The following is a 16330-nucleotide window of genomic DNA, read 5'->3' as shown; positions in this document are numbered from 1 at the left end:
GAGCGCCTCACCACTCGAGACGGAATGACTGTACCGGGCTGGCCTTCTGGAAGTACCGGCCCCCTTCGAACTGCTCGGCAATCACGGTCCAGTAATAGACGCCCTTGGGCAGGTCGCTGACGACGGCCTCGCCGTTCGTGATGTCGGTGCGGTCCACGAGCGGCGCGCGCAGGTCCTCCGAGGTGGCGAGCACGAAGCGAAAGCGCGTGCTTCCGGCGCTGCGCTGGTCGACGAACCAGCGGAACGCGTAGTCGCGCGTGCCTTCGACGCGCCCCGCCGACGCGCCCAGCGCGAGGCGCCGGCGCTGGACCGCGTAGGTCGACGGCATGCCTTCGAGGCCGTGCTCGTCGATGGCGGAAAAACGCGCGAAGTAGGTGCCGTCCTCGAGCGCGCCGACGGCGACGTGCGGCCCGTCGGAACGCGTGTCGCGAATCAGGTCCAGCAGGCCCGCATCGCGGCCGATCTGCACGTGATAGCTGCGCGCCGCTGTAACGGGCGCGAGATCGAACGCGACGGTTTCGTCGTCCTGGACCTTCCCGGGGTTGCGCAGCTCGGGCGCGTCGAGCAGCGCGACGGGCGCGCCCACGGCGCCGCCCGCGAGCGTGAGGCTGCCGTGGCGCGCCGCGACGAGCTGCGTGGAAGCGGCCAGCGGCATGCCCGGCGCGGGCGCGACCGAGGCAGCCGGGGCGCGCGACGCCGCGTCCACGCCCACCGCGCCCTCGATCACTTCGACCGCTGTCGAGCCTTTGTCGCCGTCGTAATTCACGCGAAAGCTCGTGCCGCGCACGCCCGCCACCACCGAAGGCGAGCGGATCTGGAAGCGATCGTCCTTGCGGGTGGCCTTGGTGACCTCGGTGTTCAGCTGGCCGCGATGGAGGTTGACCACGCGGTCGGTCGAGCCGGTAAGCGCGGTCTGGCGCAGCGTGGCGAGATCGAGCGAGGCACCCGGCGGAATGACGATATGCGAACCGTCGGCGAGTTCGAGCGTGGCGAAACCGTTCTCGCCGGTCTGGACGCGGTCGCCTTCGACGAGCGTGCCGCCGACGACGAGCGGCAGCAACGGCCCCTTGCCGAATGCATGGCTCGCCGGCCCCGAAGTGGCGATCACGCGCGCCGTCAGATGATCCTGGCGCAGCAGCGCGACCGGCACGCGCAGCGAGGTGCCCGGCTGCAGGCGGCGCGGCGCGCTCACGCGGTTGAGGCGCGCGACCTTGGTCCAGTCGGCGGGATTGCGCAGATAGCGCGTGGCGATGTCGTATAGCGAATCGCCGGGCCGCGTGACGTAGACGGCCATTTCCGGCGCCTGCGGGTTCGGCTTGCGGGCTTCGGCGCGGCCGGCGGCGGGCAGCAGTCCCAGCGCCAGCGCACAGGCCACCGCGCGGGCAAGCGGCGAACGCGCGAGTGCGCGGGCTGCGCTGTGCGGCGCGGCTGCCGGACCGGCAGGACCCGGCCAGGACAGGGCGACGGCCAGCGTCACGCGCCCGGGCGCGGCGGAATAGAGGGTGGGAAACGCCGAATAAGCGCCCCTCACGCCGCATCCCCCTCGATGCGTTCGAGCCGGTAGCCGTAGCCGTAAATTGGCGTGAGGCGATAGCCATTCTCAGGCCGCAAGCCGAGCTTCGAGCGCAGCATGGAGACGTGCGTGTCCATGGTGCGCGACGGGATGTCGTCGGACTGCTTCCAGATCACGTCGAGAATGTGTGCGCGCGACAGTGGCCGGCTCAGATGCTGGAACAGCAGCAGCGCAAGCTCGAATTCCTTTTGCGTGAGCGCCACCTGCTTGCCGCCGACCGACGCCTGGCGCGACTTCAGATCGAATTCGTATTCGCCGAAAACTTCTTTCTGCGTCGGCGCGTGCAGTTGATACGCGCGGCGCAGCAGCGACGCCACGCGAGCCAGCAGGACCGGCGCGGAGACCGGCTTGACCACGTAGTCGTCGGCGCCGCTGTTGAGCATCAGCGCGATATCGACTTCGCGGCTGCGGCTCGTCATGAACAGCACGGGCAAGCGCGTGGACAGGCTTTGACGGACCCAGTGCAGGACCTCGTCGCCGGCCATGTCGGGAACGTTCCAGTCGAGCACGAGCAAGTCGAATGTCTGCCGCCGGAGCTGCTTGACGAGCTCGCCTCCCTTGGCGAACGCGTGGCAGACGTGGCCAGCCGCGCTCAGCGTCTGGCAGACGAAATCGGTCTGTGCCGGATCGTCGTCAAGTACTGCGATTCTCATAATGTCCTGCACCCAGTGTCGTTATTCATCGTCCCGGGATGTGCCGGCCCGGCGAGGCACGGCCATCATCCCTCCCCCCTGCCGCGCGGCTTGCGCCGCACAGCCCGGGCGCCACTCTCGCCGCGTCTCGAAACAAAAGGGCGCACGTCACGCAGCCATGTGCTGAAAGAGATCGGGAACCAGTTTTCGCTCATGGTAGACGAAAACGCCCCCTATTGAACGCCGCGCGGCGTGTGCACCCGCCCGGCACGTCTCGCGGCTCGTCCATGGCAGCCGACCTCGCCGGCCGGGTTCATCGGTTCACCCCGCCCGCCTGGCTTCCCACGCTCCCTGGGCGGGCGGCCTGCTGCCCGTCTTGCGCCAGCGGCTCGATCATTGGCGACTCGGACAGCAGCGCCGCCAGTTGCCCGCGCACATGCTCCCACGCGGCGTGCGCATAATCGGACTGCGCGGCGGCGCGCGCCTGCGCGAGCACGAAGGTGCGCAAAACGGTTGACGAGCACTGCGTCAACTTATCCGAACGGCCGAAGCGCGACTGGCGCAAAGCCTCGCTCAGCCAGGGCAGATCGACTTCGCACGAATCCGCATACGCTTCCATGGCCGCGCGCGCGTGCCGGTCGCGGGCGAGATCGAGTTCGATGCGATCGAGGTCGCGGTTGCGGCCCGAACCGTTGACCCGCGAACCCGGCGGGAACCGCATGCTGCCGGAACGAAAAAACATGAAACCCCTCGAGTAGCAGACAAGCTTCGGACCCGCCGGATCGGCTCCGCGCGCGCCCGACAGCACGGCCCCGCGCGCGGCGCGAACGGCGCATGCGTGAACGCGGGACTTGGTAAATGAAAAACGAGTGGCGACGGCCTCGAACTGCGCACTGCGTGGTCTCCGGCGTCCTTCCCCCCGGACTCGGACCGCCGGCGCAAGCGCCGCCGGACCGGCGCGTCACGCACGAGCGGGCATCACCGCCCGACACCCGCCCAAGACCGCAGCCGATCACATCATGGCGTTTCCCGCTGCCATCGCCACTCCTGGTACTTCCAGGCGCTGTTTTCCAGCGTTATCCGGCGAACTCGGGTCCGCTCTGCTTTCCTCGCTGCCGGCGCGTCGCCGTGTCCCGACCGCACCGGCCCCCGTAGCCGAATTTCCAGGCCTCGCGTGCGTGAGCCGCACGCCCTTTCCTGCGCGATCCATACCGGAACACGCCGCTACGAGCTATTGTGGCGGCAAGCGCGCAAAGCTACTGTCAGGGATTGTTAAATCGACGGAAAAACGGCTATCTGCCCGCTCGAAGGCGCTATTTCGCCCGCGATTTATCGTTGCACAGTGTCAACAACTGGCATGCCGGCGGTCATTGATATGGAATCCAAATCAATTCGCCGGCCGATAGGGACGCCCATTGCAGGCGTCCTTGCTTGCGCATACGGAAGCGGTCAGTACTGCTGCCGCTGGTCGCCCCGGCCGCCGCCCTGCCCGGACGGGTGGCCGCCTGCGGCGGCGCCTCGGGACGGCCGCGCTCGGCCGGCGGCTCTGGCGGGCGCGCACCGCCGGGCGGCTGGCCTGGCGCGTGATTGAACGCAGGCGCGGGTCCCGGCCCTGGCCCTTGCGCAGGTGCGGGCGGACGGCCCATACTCGGCTGCGGCATGGGCGGGCGCGATGGATTGACCACCTGCGCAGGAGGGCGCGGCGGCTCGACAGGCGGCCGCGCCACCCCGACCGGTGGACGCTGCATTTCACGAGGCGAGCGCGCACCCTCGCCAGGCGGGCGCTGCATTTCCGCAGGCGGACGCGGCGCTGCAACGGGCGGGCCGCCGCTCTCGGGCGGCCGGCCATGAACGGGTGGCGCTTCGTTGCCTGGGCGCATGCGCGCCGGTTCGGGAGGACGCCCCGCGCCCGGCGGCGGACCGCCGTTGACCGGCGCACGCGCGCCTCCTGGTGGAGGCGGCGGTGGCCGCCCTCCGCCGTCGGGCGGCCCGCCGTGAAACCGCTGCGGCTCCGGCGGACGCCCGCGCTCCGGCGGCGGCGCATGCTCCCAGCGATCGCGGTCGCCATACCAGGGCCGGTCGCGATAAAAGCTGCCCCAGTACGCCCCCACGGAAAACGTGACGATCGGCAAGCCGATGACCGCGCCATAGCCGGTCAGCGGCACGTAAGCGCCTTGATACGGATAACTGAGATAGCCCCCGTAGACCCAGCCACGCAGGCCGGGCAACGCGACGTCGCACCACGAGTAATCGCTCACGCAGCCCATCACGGTGACCGGCACGTTGGGGCCGAGCTCGCTCACTACGGGGTATGCGTCGGAGGGTCCGGCAAACAGATCGACGGGCTCGTTCGTATAGGCCTGGGTCTGCGCGCGAACGCCCGACGCTGCGAACACCATCCCCGCAGCCACGCAGACCGTCGCGAGCGGCAGGGCCAGCCCGCGCGGCAGTTTCGTGTATCGGCTTGTCATGCTCCCCTCTTCTCTTCTGTAACTATGCGGAAGCCTCAGCATATTCCGTTCCTCGCTGGCGGGGCACGCCGACACGATGCCGCTGGCAATCCATATGTTTTACATATGAATAATCTATTAAATCCATATTTAACATATCGAAACCGATTCCCTACTATGCGGTGAGCCGCCCGATGCGCGCGCCGCCCCGGCAACGCGCCGAGGCGGCTGTGCTTCGCAGGGTGATCTCGATGACTAATCATTCCGGCCTCACGCGCGGGTTGGCGGCGCTGTTCGCCATCGCCTGTGGCGTGATCGTCGCCAACGTGTATTACGCGCAGCCGCTGCTCGCGACGATCGCAGCCGCGTTCGGCCATCCGGTCGCCGATCTCGGCTATCTGGTCACGCTCACGCAGCTCGGCTACGCCGCCGGCTTCGTGCTGATCGTCCCGCTCGGCGACGTGGTCGACCGTCGCGCGCTGGTGTTGCGGCTGCTCGTCGTGAATATCGCCGCGCTCGGCCTTATCGTTTGCAGCACGAACTATATGACCTTCGCCGCCGGCTGCGTGCTGGTCGGCCTCACGTCGTTCTCGACGCAGATCCTGATCCCGATGGCGGCGTCGCTCGCCGACCCGGCCTCGCGCGGGCGCGCAGTCGGCGTCGTGATGAGCGGGCTGCTGCTCGGCGTGCTGCTCGCGCGCATCGTGGCGGGCTATGTCGCTTTCTGGGCGGGATGGCGCGCGATCTTCGCGATTGCGGTGGTGGCCAGCGTTGCCATCGCCGTGGTGCTCGCCATGATGCTGCCCAAGAACACGCAGCCCGTTACTCCCGTAACGCCCGTAACGCCTGTGCGCTACGCGCGCCTGCTCGCGTCGCTCGCGCATCTGATGCGCCGCGAGCCGCTGCTCGTGCTGCGCTCGATTTACGGTGCGCTCGCCTTCGCGTGCTTCAGCGTGGTGTGGACCGGGCTCACCTTCGTGCTGAGCCGTGCGCCCTATGGATACGACGATGCGCAAATCGGGCTGTTCGGCATCGTCGGCGTGATCGGCGCGCTCGCCGCGCACCCGGCCGGCCGGCTCGTCGACCACGGCCACGAGAACAAGGCAACCGGCGCGTTCGCTGCGACGCTGCTGATCTCGTTCGCGCTGCTCGCGGGCGGCTGTTCCTCGCTACCCTCGCTGATTGTCGGCACGCTGCTGCTCGACGTGGGCGTGCAGGGCCTTCACATCGCGAACCAGAGCGTGATTTTCGAAATCGACGCCAACGCGCGCAGCCGCATCATGACCGCGTATCTGGCGAGCTACTTCCTGGGCGGCGCCGTGGGTTCGAGCGTGGCGGGCGCCGCCTATGCGGCCGAGGGCTGGCTCGGCCTGTGCGCGGCGGGCGGGGCGCTTGCAGCCACGGCCGTGCTCGTGTGGATCGGCGCGCAAAGCGTGGGCAAATCGCGACTTGCCGGGCCATCGATGTCCGCGCGGGAATGAACCGCTGTCAACGCAGCAACGCCCGGCATGCCGGGCGTTGCGCGAAAACTCAAGCCACGTCCTGAAACAGCCGGCCCCAGCCGCGCACTTCGTGCGTGTCCACGCCCACCATCCGCAACGACTTCCATACCGCCGTCGCCACTGTGTCGTAGATGGGGATGCCGGTCTCGGCCTCCAGCGCCTCGACCAGCGGCGCGGCGCGCAGGTTCGTGCAGAACGTCGTGATGGCCTGCGGCTTCGCGCGCGCAACCTCGCGCACTGCCGTGCGGATCTGCTCGTCGGTCACTTCGGCGAAACTGTAGTTCACCTGCAGCCCCAGATGCTGCTCGGCCACGCATTCGAAGTCGTGCCGCGCATAGTTGTCGACGATCTTGCGCTGCACGTCCTCGAGATAGGGCGTCGCGAGGCCGAAGCGGCGCGCGCCGGTACGCTCGAGAATCTCGTTGAGCGCGAGCACCGATGTGGTCGCCGGCACGCCGGTAGCCTCGGTGATGCGCCGGCACAATTCGCGGTCGCCCTCGAAGCCGAGCCAGCCCGCCGAGGTGCCGCTCCACGCGATCACGTCGACGCGCGCATCGGCGAGCAGACGCGCCGCGTCGACGATCTTGTCGAACTCGAACTGGCCGGTTGCGCGCGCGCCGAGCGAAATCTCCGTCACCGGGAAACGCGAAAAATGCGCGCTGACGCCGGGCAGGCCGGCAACCATTGCACCGGTGAGCGGTTCGAGCACCGTGTTCGACGACGGTGTCAACATGCCGAGATGGATACGTTTTGCCATTGAATGAGGACTCCGAGGCATCGGGCGACCATGCAAGGCGCCCGACGCCAGTCAAATGAAGGTTGTGGAATCGATCAGGCGGTCGCGCAGATGGGCTCGCGCCACATGCATAGATCGAGCATCACGCGTAGCCGGTTACGATCGAGGTTGCGTCCGATGAACACGATCTTGCTTTCGCGCGCCTCGTTGGCCCACGCCTCGGCCGCATGCAAGTCGAGTTGGCGGTGCACCGCCTGCACGATGTGGCGGCGCGAATCGCCCGCAATCTCGAAGATGCCCTTCATGCGGAACATGTCGTCGCCCTGCACGGCGAGCAGTGCGCGCAAGCCCGATTCGAGGCGCTCGCGGTCGAACGGACGGTCGAACACGAGCGACACGGAGTTCACCGAGGGATCGTGCCGATGGCCGTGGTCTGCGTCGTGATGATCGTGCGCGTGGTCGCAGCTCGCGTCGCAGACGTGGTCATGATCGTCATGCTCATGGTCGTGATCGTCGAGGCTCGTGCACCCGGGCGTGAAGCCGCCGATGCCGAGAATCTTCGTCAAATCGACTTGCGCGTAGTTCGAGCGCAAGATCTGCGCACCTTCGTTCAAATGATGCAGCCGCGCTTCGAGCCGGGTGAGCGCGTCGTTGCTCACCAGATCGGTCTTGTTCATGATGATCCGGTCCGCCGCAACGATCTGGTCGACCGCCTGATTGTCGAACCCGGTCAGCTTCGGATCGTCGAGATGGCCCTCGATGTGCAGCGCGTCGACCAGCGTGACGACGCCATCAAGCGCGACCTGGCGCGCCACGTCATGATCCATGAAGAAGGTCGCGGCCACCGGCGTGGGGTCCGCGAGGCCGCTCGTCTCGACCAGAATGTGATCGAACGTCTCCGGACGCTCGAGCAGCTTCTGCAGGATCTTCACGAGGTCCGTGCGCACGTCGACCGTGCAACAGATGCAGCCATTCGTGACCTGGAAGATTTCCTCGTCGGAGGTCATCACGAGTTCCGAATCGACGTCCACTTCGCCGAACTCGTTCTCGATCACGGCGATCCGGTAGCCGTGGCGCTCGGTCAGGATGTAGTTCAACAACGTGGTCTTGCCCGAGCCGAGAAAGCCCGTGAGGATCGTGACCGGCACCGGCTGCGACTGGGTTTGCGTGTTGAGCTGGCTCATTGTGTTGTCTCCTTCTGCGGGTCCGGAAAAATCAGCTTGCGGCTGCGTCGGCGCGCAGCCCTTGCCAACGGCCGACGAGGCCTTCGTGGTCGATGTCGAACAGGTCGAGCACGCGCCCGACCGTGTGGTCGACGATGCTGTCGACCGTGCGCGGATGGTTGTAAAACGCGGGCACCGGCGGCAGCACGATCGCGCCTGCTTCCGTCACGGTCGTCATGTTGCGCAGATGCACGAGATTGAGCGGCGTTTCACGCGCGAGCAGCACGAGCTTGCGGCGCTCCTTGAGCATGACGTCGGCGGCCCGCGTGATCAGGTTATCCGCGAGGCCGGTGGCGATGGCCGCGAGCGTGCGCATCGAGCACGGCGCGACCGCCATGCCGTTGCAGCGGAACGACCCGCTCGCGAGCGTCGCGCCGATGTCCCGCGGGTTGTGCACGACATCGGCGAGCGCCTCAACGTCGCGCCGCCCCATGCCGAGTTCGTGGCCTGCGGTCAGCAGTCCCGAAGGCGACATCACGAGATGCGTTTCGCAGTGCTCGAAGCGCGCGAGTTGCTGAAGCAGCCGCACGCCGTACACCGCGCCGCTCGCGCCCGTGATCGCAACGATCAGGCGTTTCATGATGCGCTCCGCAGGTTCCGCGGGGTGAGCCCGGCGAGCAGTTGCGCGGCGCGCGTCATCGCGTCGGCCCCGATCTGCGCGCGCACGCCGTCGAAGTGCTGGCCGCGCGTGGCGTCGAGCCCCATGCGCGAAGTCGTGCCCACGCCCGATGCGGACGGATCGAGCGCGCTGCCCGGCAGCCCGTCGACGATCACCACGTCGAGATGCGGCTGCAGATGCGTCGCGATCGCCCACAACACTTCTTCGTCGCGCGTGATGTCGACGTCCGCATCGACCGCCACCACGTTCTTCAGATACGGGTCCCACCCGAGCAGCCCCAGCATCACCTGGCGCGCCTCGCCGGGCCGCGACTGCTTCAGCGCGACATAGGCGTGAAAGTGAGTGCCCGAGGATGGATAGTGAACCGCCGTCACGCTGGGGAAGCGGTCCTTGAGCTTCTCGACCATCTCGGACTCGCGCGGAATGCGGCCGAGATTCAGATGCTCGGCCGAGTTGCCGCCCACCACGTCGATCAGGATCGGATCGCGCCGGTGCAGCACGCTTTCCACCTTGAACAAATTGTTAGTAGACCGATCCGATGAATAACCGGTGAATTCGCCGAACGGTCCTTCGTCGGCGCGCGCGTGCGGGTCGATCACGCCTTCGAGCACGAACTCCGCGCAGGCCGGCACTTCGATGCCGTAACGCGGCGTCTTCACGACGTCGAGCGGCGCGCCGAGCAGCCCGCCCGCGACGTGGCGCTCATCCACGCCATATGGCAGCCGCGCGGCACCGGAGAGCATGAAAAGCGGATGCGCGCCGATCACCATCGCGACCGGCAGCGGCAAGCCGCGCGCCTGAGCGCGCTGCAGCATGCGCCACAGATGGCCGCGCGAATGCAGGCTGGTGGCAATTTCGTTGCGCGAATGCAGCATCGAGCGGTGATAGCTCGCGTTGCCGATGCCGGTCTCGGGATCGTTGGCGATCAGGATCGCGTTGGTGATGTACGGGCCGCGGTCGGTTTCGAAATGGCGCAGCGTCGGGATCGTGGTGAGATCGATGCGCTCGGTCTCGACCGATTCGAGCACCGGGCCATCGGACACGACGCGCGGCGCCACCATGCGCCGGCTGCGTGCCTGAAATTCGTTGTGCAGATTCTGGAGGTTCGTATCGAGCATCCACGCAATGCGCCTTCTCGACGCGAACACGTTGGTGACGAGCGGCGTCTGCAAGCCATCGACCTGCTCGAACGCAAGCAGCGGATGGCGGTTCTGCGCGGCGAGCTGCCAGACGAGCGCGGTGGCGTCCTGGTCGGCGCTCACGCGGTCGCTGATCGTCAGCACGTCGTCGGGATGCGCGGCGCGATAGCCTGCGAGAAAATGGCGAAAGTCCTGCGGATTGGCGTTTGCGCGATCGAGAGCGGACGAACGGGTCGATGTCATCGTGGTTCCTTGTCATCAGCCTTTCAACGGCGCGGGCCGCCCGTCCTGCACGGCGCCGCGCCATTGCGCTCAGCTGCTATCGCAGGCCGCCGCGCACGATGCATGCATCGATGCACGAGCGGCCCACCGCATGGTCCCCGATCAGGCGGGGACGTTGTCGAGCGACGCGTAGCTGTCGGTCAAGCGCAGCTTCGCTTCTTCCAGGTTGCGCGGCGGCGGCGAGGTCTTGATGCCGCACAGGCGCGCGATGTTGTTGCCCATGTAGTCCTCGAGACCGTCCTCGTCGAGATCCATGCCTTGCGGCGCGGGTCCGCACAGCATTTCGAGCTCGCGCAGCCACATGCCCGGCTCGTTCGGCGGCGAGTCGGTGCCGAACACGATCTTGTTGCGCGGCAGTTCGCGTGCGAACTCGACGATGCGCGACTGGAAGCACCAGCCCGATTCGCACACCACGTTCGGCGTGTCCATCGCCATCCAGAACGCTTCGAACGAGTAGTTGCCGCCGGTCTGGATGCCGAAGTGGCCAATGATGAAGTTCACCATCGGAAACTCGCGGATGATCGGGTAGAACATCGTCGGAATCGTGTACGGGCCATCGCCCGTGTGGATCAGCACGACGGTGTTGTACTTCGCGCACACCTTCATCGCGGGGCGCAGCCAGTCGAGCGCCCGGTCGGGACGGTAGCCGTGCATGTTGGCGTGCAGCTTCACCATCTTGAAGCCGTATTCCTTGATGTGGAATTCGAGCTCCTGCGCACCCTCTTCCGGGCCCCAGCGCGGGTTGAACGTGAAGTTGCCGATGAAGCGGTCCGGGTACTTCTGGCACAGCTCGGCAATATACGACATGTAGTCACGAATGCCTTCGCGGCCGCGGCGGTTGCCGTCGCGATAGCCGGTGTTGCCCGGCGGCGGCTGAATGAAGCCCATGTCGATGCGACGCGGCTTGCCGTTGATGATGTACGGGCCGTCCATCATCTCGAGCAGACGCTCGCCCGTGAACGGCGTGCCGGTGTGGCGCCACGCTTCGTCGACGAGATTGGTCGGGTGCAGATGGGTATCGATAATCATGCTTGTCTCCGGTTCGTGTGACGTGGCGCGCTCATGCCGCGAGCAGCGCCCTGGCTTCTTCGACGGACTTCGGCACCGGCGTCGGCTCGAGGCCGATCATGCGCGCGGTGTTGTTGCCGAGATAGTCTTCGAGCGTGTCTTCGTCGAGATTGAGGCCTTGCGGCGGATCGAAGCAAAGCACTTCGAGCAGACGCAGCCACATGCCGGGTTCATTCGGCGGCGTGTCGGAGCCGAACAGGATCTTGTGCCTGGGCAGCACCTTTGCGAATTCGACGATGCGCGACTGCAGGCACCAGCCCGATTCGCAATACACGTTGGGCAGATCCATGGCGAGCTGGAACGGCTCGAAGCAGTAGACGCCGCCCGTCTGCACGCCGAAGTGCGCCATGATGAAGTTCACCGTCGGGAACTCCTTGATCATCGGCACCCATTCGGTGGGGATGCTGTACGGGCCGTCGCCGGTGTGCAGCTTCACGAGCACGCCAAGCTCCGCGCATTTGGCGAGCGCCGGGCGCAGCCAGTCGAGCGCGCGGTCCGGACGGTACGCATGCATGTTGGCCTGGAACTGCACCATCTTGAAGCCGAGCTTGCGCACGTAGTAGTCGATGGCGTTCACGCCGTTCTCGACGCCGCAGCGAGGGTTATAGACGAAGCAGCCGATAAAGCGCTCCGGATACTTCTTCACCATTTCGACCGTGTAGGCCATATAGGCGTCGATCGATTCGGTGCCGGTCTTCACGCCATCGGTGTACGTGTAGATGGTGTTGCCTTGCGGCGGCTGAATGAACGCCTTGTCGATGCGGCGCGGCTTGCCGTTGATCAGAAACGGACCGTCCATCATTTCGATCAGACGCTCGCCGGTGAACGGGTCGCCGTCGTGCCGCCAGGCGAGATCGACGAGATTCGTCGGATAGCAGCTAGTGTCGATAATCATGCGGGCTCTCCTCGCAGTGCTTGAGGTGGAACGCAGCAGCTCACGGCGCGCGTGTGCGGCGCCGGGTGAACTGCCTCGATTTCGGGAGCACTGTGAGAGCGGCAATGGTTGGAAAATTGGCGCCACCGACAGAAACTCCGTCAGTGAGCAATCTCCAGTTGAACGATCGCGGTATTGCACCGCTGCTTGTTCAATCGACCGCTTCTACCCACGGGCAGATCATGCCGCCCGCGAATGGGCTTTGTCAAGCGTGCGATCAAATTTCCGGTATTTCGACTGCGAAACCCTCGTCCGGACTTGATCAAGATGCTCCGGCCGCGCCTTCATCTCTACCATTATTTCATTCGGTATCCGAATTTTTTGCGCCGATTTCGCGCCGCCATGCAAGCGTCACCTCTTCCAGCAGTGCCAGAAAACGCTCCAGCGCCGGCAGCGTGTCGTCGCGGCGCACGGAGGCGTATAGATCGGCGTTGACGCCGCGCTCGTCCAGCCGCACGAACACGACGTTCTCGCGCGGCGTGGTCGACAGCGATTCCGGCAGGATGCTCACGCCAACGCCCGCGCCGACGAGGCTCAGCACCGTCTCGGGATCGATCGACTCGTGCAGCACGCGCGGCTGGAAGCCGTCGCGCACGCAGGCGGCGAGCACGTCGCGAACGATCGGGCTTTGCGTGTTGAGCAGCACGAACGCGTCGCCGGCGAGCGCCTTGAGCGCAATGCGGCGGCGCTTTGCGAGCGGATGCTCGCTTGGCAGCGCGACGCGCAACGGCTGCGGGTATACGCGGATCGAGCGCAGCTCGGCGCGCGTCGCCGCGCTGCACGCGAAGCCCACATCGATCTTGCCGGCGACCAGCGCGTCCTGCTGCTGCTCGGGCAGCAGCTCGTGCAGCGTCCATTCGACCTCGGGATTGTGCTTCTGGAACAGGTGCATCGTGCGCGGCAGCGGCCCGTACATCACCGAATTGATGATGCCGATGCGGATATAGCCTTCGAGCCCGTCCGCCACGCGGCGCACGAGTTTCTCGACCGAATCGCAATCGCTCACGATGCTGCGCGCGCGCACGAGCAGCGCCTCGCCCGCGCGCGTAAGCCGCGCGCCGTGGCGCCCCCGCACGAACAAGGTCACGTGCAGCGAATCCTCCAGCGTCATGATCTGCTGGCTCAGCGGCGGCTGCGAAATGTGCAGGCGCTCGGCCGCACGGCTGAAATTTCCCTCCTCGGCGACCGCAATGAAATAACGCAACTGCCTCAAATCCATATGAACCTCGTATCGAATGGATTCCAAAATCGTATTTCACATATCGATTTTGTGCACATAGGCTTTACCCACACGATAAAGAAACATGTCCATGCAGCGCTCAGCGATGCATGGACCGCACCAAGAGCTTTGCTCCGGGTGCGGCCGACAGGAGACGACATGACGAAGTTGAACGTGAACGGCGCCGACCATGCTGTCGATGCCCCGCCCGATACGCCGCTGCTGTGGGTGCTGCGCGATACGCTGCACCTGACCGGCACGAAATTCGGCTGTGGCATGGGGCTGTGCGGCGCGTGCACCGTGCATCTCGAAGGCGCAGCGGTGCGCTCGTGCCAATTACCGCTCGGCGCAGTCGCCGGCAAGCGGATCAAAACCATCGAAGGACTCGGCAAGGCGGACGCGCTACACGCCGTGCAGGCAGCGTGGCGCGACGAGGACGTGCCGCAATGCGGCTACTGCCAGTCCGGGCAAATCATGTCGGCGGCTGCGCTGCTCGCGACGAATCACGATCCGAGCGACAGTGACATCGACGCCGCGATGGCAGGCAATATCTGCCGCTGCGGCACCTACGACCGCATCCGCAGCGCGATCCACCGCGCGGCTGTCGCGCTGCGCGACAAGGCGGCCGCATGAAGCGCAACGATCATCAACACGAGCGCGAGGCCGCGCCCACTTCGGGCAGCCGCCGCCGTTTTCTTCAAACGAGCGCCGCGCTTGCCGGCGGCCTGCTGCTCGAAATCGGCGGCGCGGGCATCCAGGTCGCGCGGGCAACGCCGGTCGGCGACAGCACCGCGGGCCGAGTCGCATCAAACTTCGCGCCCAACGCATGGGTGCGTATTGCGCCGGATAACCAGATCTTTCTGGTCTGCCATAAATTCGACAGCGGCACCGGCGTGAAGAACGCGCTCGGCATGCTGCTCGCCGATGAACTCGACGCCGACTGGTCGCAAGTACGGATCATCCAGCCCGACGATCCGCTCGCGGCGGTCTATATCCAGAAGCTGTGGGGCATGCATGCCACCGGCGGCAGCACCAGCGTGTCGTGGCAATGGGAGCCGCTCAGGCGCGCTGGCGCAACGGCGCGCGCGATGCTGGTCGCCGAAGCCGCGCAGCGCTGGTCTGTCGATCCGTCGACGTGCCAGACCGCGAACAGCGAAGTGATCCACCCGGCGAGCGGGCGCCGCTTCAATTACGGCGAGCTCGCCACCGCCGCTGCTGCACGCCCGGTGCCGCAACAGGTCACGCTCAAGCGCCCCGATCAGTTCGTGTTGATCGGCAAGCCGCGCCGCAGCTATCGCGTCGTCGAAAAGCTCACGGGCCGCGCGCAATACGCGATCGATCTGCAACTGCCGGGCATGCTCACGGCAATCGTCGTTCACCCGCCCGTCGTCAACGCGAAAGTGAAATCGTTCAACGCCGCCGAAGTAAAAGCGCTGCCCGGCGTGCACGACGTGTTCGCGCTCGACGTTCCCGAAGTGATCGCGCATTTCCGGCCCGACCACGCGCCCTCGCGCGTCGCGAACGGCGCGTGCCAGCCGGGCGTCGCGATCGTGGCCGATCAGTTCTGGAGCGCGCAGCGCGCACGCAAGGCGCTGAAGATCGAATGGGAACCCAGCGATCTCGCGAACTTCAGCTCGGAGGGCGCGATCCGCGAGATGACCGAGCACGTCGACGATCCCGGCAAGCAATCGAACGGCAAAGGCGACGCAAAGACCGCGTTCGCGCAAGCGGCGCGCGTGGTCGAGGCGGTGTACACGATGCCGTACAAGGCGCACGCGCAGATGGAGCCGCTCAGCATCGTTGCGTGGGTGAAGCCCGATTCGGTCGAGTACTGGGGCGGCCTGCAAGTGCCGTCGCGCTGCGCGCAGGCAGCAGAGACGATTGCAGGCGTGCCGCGCGACAAGGTTCGCCTCCATCTGACCGAAGCCGGCGGCAGCTTCGGCGCGCGCGAAGGCCTGCATCAGGTGCTCGAAGTCACTGCAATGTCAAAGCGCGTCGGCAAGCCGGTCAAGTTGCTGTACAGCCGCGAGGACGATATTCGCGGCACGTTCTATCAAAGCGCGAGCGTGCACAAGGCGCGCGTCGCGCTCGACGCGAACGGCCACGTCACGGGCTTCAGCCTGCGCGCGGTCGTGCCGTCTATCAAGGAGCCGGACGACCCCGGCTTCCTGACGAAATTCCCGGTCGATCCGAGCTGCACCGAAAGCATGCGCGCGGACTTCCATTACGACATGCCGGCGCTCGATCTCGCGTGGGTACGCCACGAGCCCGGGTTTCCGGTCTGGTGGTGGCGCGCGGTCAGCTTCGTGCCCAACGTGTTCGCGATCGAAAGCGCGGTCGACGAAACCGCGCATGCGGTCGGCCAGGACCCCATCGCGTATCGCAGCACGATGCTTGCGAGCCGGCCCGAATTGCGCACGGTGCTCAGGCGCGCGGCGACGCTCGCGCAATGGACGCCCCACACGATTCACGACGCGGACGGCACGCGGCGCGGCATGGGCGTCGCGATCTACAACGGCTACGAAAGCTTCATCGCCATCGTCGCGGAAGTCGCGGTGAAGGACAACACGATCGCGGTGCGCAAGGTCACCTGCGTGGTCGATTGCGGCATCGCCGTGGACCCGGGCTCGGTGCATCAGCAACTCGCGGGCGGCATTCACTGGGGTGTGAGCACCGCGCTCATGAATGCGGTGCACATCGAGAACGGCCAGGTCCGCGAAAGCAATTTCCACGACTATCCGGTGCTGCGCATCCACGAAGCCCCGGTCGTGCAGATCGAGCTGATGCCGCCGACAGACCGCAAGCCAGGCGGCATCGGCGAGCTCTCGAATCCGCCGGTCGTGCCGGCCATCGGCAACGCAATCTTCGCCGCGACCGGGCGACGGTTGCGCGCGACACCGTTCGCGCTCGCGTGAATTTGCCTGAATCCGCCAGAACCTATTACACCGCAAGG

Annotated in this window: 14 protein-coding genes; 3 read left to right on the top strand and 11 right to left on the bottom strand. The window is 66.4% G+C overall.

The genetic code is table 11. From position 1 onward, the window contains the following. Positions 1–7: 7 nt before the first annotated feature. From PWP93_RS21190 to PWP93_RS21175, 4 genes are all read right to left on the bottom strand, one after another. The gene (locus PWP93_RS21190) at positions 8–1375 is read right to left on the bottom strand and encodes a FecR domain-containing protein (protein WP_421046149.1); all 1368 of its coding nucleotides are present in this window, start codon (positions 1373–1375) and stop codon (positions 8–10) included. A gap of 152 nt (positions 1376–1527) precedes the next feature. After that, positions 1528–2226, bottom strand: coding sequence for a response regulator transcription factor (locus tag PWP93_RS21185; protein ID WP_175197993.1), 699 nt, complete (start codon positions 2224–2226; stop codon positions 1528–1530). Between the two features lie 292 nt (positions 2227–2518). After that, entirely contained in the window at positions 2519–2947 is a 429-nt protein-coding gene (locus PWP93_RS21180; protein ID WP_421045822.1) for a hypothetical protein, read from the bottom strand. Between the two features lie 625 nt (positions 2948–3572). Then, positions 3573–4676, bottom strand: coding sequence for an SH3 domain-containing protein (locus tag PWP93_RS21175; RefSeq protein WP_421045821.1), 1104 nt, complete (start codon positions 4674–4676; stop codon positions 3573–3575). 230 nt (positions 4677–4906) lie between these two features. Here PWP93_RS21175 and PWP93_RS21170 point away from each other — a divergent pair, with 230 nt between their 5' ends. After that, the gene (locus PWP93_RS21170; protein WP_421045820.1) at positions 4907–6136 is read left to right on the top strand and encodes an MFS transporter; all 1230 of its coding nucleotides are present in this window, start codon (positions 4907–4909) and stop codon (positions 6134–6136) included. 49 nt (positions 6137–6185) lie between these two features. On the opposite strand, the gene PWP93_RS21165 is transcribed toward PWP93_RS21170, so the two are convergent. The 7 genes from PWP93_RS21165 to PWP93_RS21135 form a co-directional block, all read right to left on the bottom strand. Continuing rightward, on the bottom strand, positions 6186–6914 hold the full coding sequence (locus tag PWP93_RS21165; protein WP_421045819.1) for a maleate cis-trans isomerase family protein: 729 nt from the start codon (positions 6912–6914) through the stop codon (positions 6186–6188). A gap of 74 nt (positions 6915–6988) precedes the next feature. Beyond that, positions 6989–8077, bottom strand: a complete 1089-nt coding sequence (locus tag PWP93_RS21160) for a CobW family GTP-binding protein (RefSeq protein WP_421045818.1) — start codon at positions 8075–8077, stop codon at positions 6989–6991. A 31-nt stretch (positions 8078–8108) separates the two neighbouring features. Beyond that, on the bottom strand, positions 8109–8696 hold the full coding sequence (locus tag PWP93_RS21155; RefSeq protein ID WP_421045817.1) for a UbiX family flavin prenyltransferase: 588 nt from the start codon (positions 8694–8696) through the stop codon (positions 8109–8111). Further along, positions 8693–10117, bottom strand: coding sequence for a UbiD family decarboxylase (locus tag PWP93_RS21150; protein WP_421045816.1), 1425 nt, complete (start codon positions 10115–10117; stop codon positions 8693–8695). Before PWP93_RS21150 ends, PWP93_RS21155 begins: the two co-directional genes overlap by 4 nt. Before the next feature lie 141 nt (positions 10118–10258). Then, positions 10259–11185 carry an amidohydrolase family protein gene (locus tag PWP93_RS21145; protein ID WP_413188868.1) on the bottom strand — a complete coding sequence of 309 codons (927 nt, stop codon included), beginning with the start codon at positions 11183–11185 and terminating at the stop codon, positions 10259–10261. Positions 11186–11216: 31 nt separating this feature from the next. Next, positions 11217–12119, bottom strand: a complete 903-nt coding sequence (locus PWP93_RS21140) for an amidohydrolase family protein (protein WP_421045815.1) — start codon at positions 12117–12119, stop codon at positions 11217–11219. Between the two features lie 340 nt (positions 12120–12459). Then, a complete protein-coding gene (locus tag PWP93_RS21135; protein WP_421045814.1) occupies positions 12460–13377 on the bottom strand; it encodes a LysR substrate-binding domain-containing protein in 918 nt (305 codons plus the stop codon). Between the two features lie 159 nt (positions 13378–13536). On the opposite strand from PWP93_RS21135, the gene PWP93_RS21130 reads away from it, so the two are divergent. Together PWP93_RS21130 and PWP93_RS21125 are read left to right on the top strand one after the other, a co-directional pair. Continuing rightward, positions 13537–14010 carry a (2Fe-2S)-binding protein gene (locus PWP93_RS21130; RefSeq protein WP_421045813.1) on the top strand — a complete coding sequence of 158 codons (474 nt, stop codon included), beginning with the start codon at positions 13537–13539 and terminating at the stop codon, positions 14008–14010. Further along, positions 14007–16292 carry a molybdopterin cofactor-binding domain-containing protein gene (locus tag PWP93_RS21125; RefSeq protein ID WP_421045812.1) on the top strand — a complete coding sequence of 762 codons (2286 nt, stop codon included), beginning with the start codon at positions 14007–14009 and terminating at the stop codon, positions 16290–16292. Before PWP93_RS21130 ends, PWP93_RS21125 begins: the two co-directional genes overlap by 4 nt. Positions 16293–16330: the final 38 nt, after the last annotated feature.

The sequence above is a fragment of the Paraburkholderia sp. A1RI-2L genome (assembly GCF_048957375.1).
GTDB lineage: Bacteria > Pseudomonadota > Gammaproteobacteria > Burkholderiales > Burkholderiaceae > Paraburkholderia.
This window is presented reverse-complemented; position numbering and strand designations above follow the sequence as displayed.

What these genes read in the sequence shown, in the direction of transcription:
- PWP93_RS21145 (WP_413188868.1), bottom strand. Translation starts at nt 11,185, where the DNA reads ATGATTATCGATACCCATCTGCACCCGACCAATCTCGTCGACGAAGCG.
- PWP93_RS21180 (WP_421045822.1), bottom strand. Translation starts at nt 2,947, where the DNA reads ATGTTTTTTCGTTCCGGCAGCATGCGGTTCCCGCCGGGTTCGCGGGTC.
- PWP93_RS21165 (WP_421045819.1), bottom strand. Translation starts at nt 6,914, where the DNA reads ATGGCAAAACGTATCCATCTCGGCATGTTGACACCGTCGTCGAACACG.
- PWP93_RS21185 (WP_175197993.1), bottom strand. Translation starts at nt 2,226, where the DNA reads ATGAGAATCGCAGTACTTGACGACGATCCGGCACAGACCGATTTCGTC.
- PWP93_RS21135 (WP_421045814.1), bottom strand. Translation starts at nt 13,377, where the DNA reads ATGGATTTGAGGCAGTTGCGTTATTTCATTGCGGTCGCCGAGGAGGGA.
- PWP93_RS21130 (WP_421045813.1), top strand. Translation starts at nt 13,537, where the DNA reads ATGACGAAGTTGAACGTGAACGGCGCCGACCATGCTGTCGATGCCCCG.
- PWP93_RS21170 (WP_421045820.1), top strand. Translation starts at nt 4,907, where the DNA reads ATGACTAATCATTCCGGCCTCACGCGCGGGTTGGCGGCGCTGTTCGCC.
- PWP93_RS21160 (WP_421045818.1), bottom strand. Translation starts at nt 8,077, where the DNA reads ATGAGCCAGCTCAACACGCAAACCCAGTCGCAGCCGGTGCCGGTCACG.
- PWP93_RS21150 (WP_421045816.1), bottom strand. Translation starts at nt 10,117, where the DNA reads ATGACATCGACCCGTTCGTCCGCTCTCGATCGCGCAAACGCCAATCCG.
- PWP93_RS21140 (WP_421045815.1), bottom strand. Translation starts at nt 12,119, where the DNA reads ATGATTATCGACACTAGCTGCTATCCGACGAATCTCGTCGATCTCGCC.
- PWP93_RS21125 (WP_421045812.1), top strand. Translation starts at nt 14,007, where the DNA reads ATGAAGCGCAACGATCATCAACACGAGCGCGAGGCCGCGCCCACTTCG.
- PWP93_RS21155 (WP_421045817.1), bottom strand. Translation starts at nt 8,696, where the DNA reads ATGAAACGCCTGATCGTTGCGATCACGGGCGCGAGCGGCGCGGTGTAC.
- PWP93_RS21175 (WP_421045821.1), bottom strand. Translation starts at nt 4,676, where the DNA reads ATGACAAGCCGATACACGAAACTGCCGCGCGGGCTGGCCCTGCCGCTC.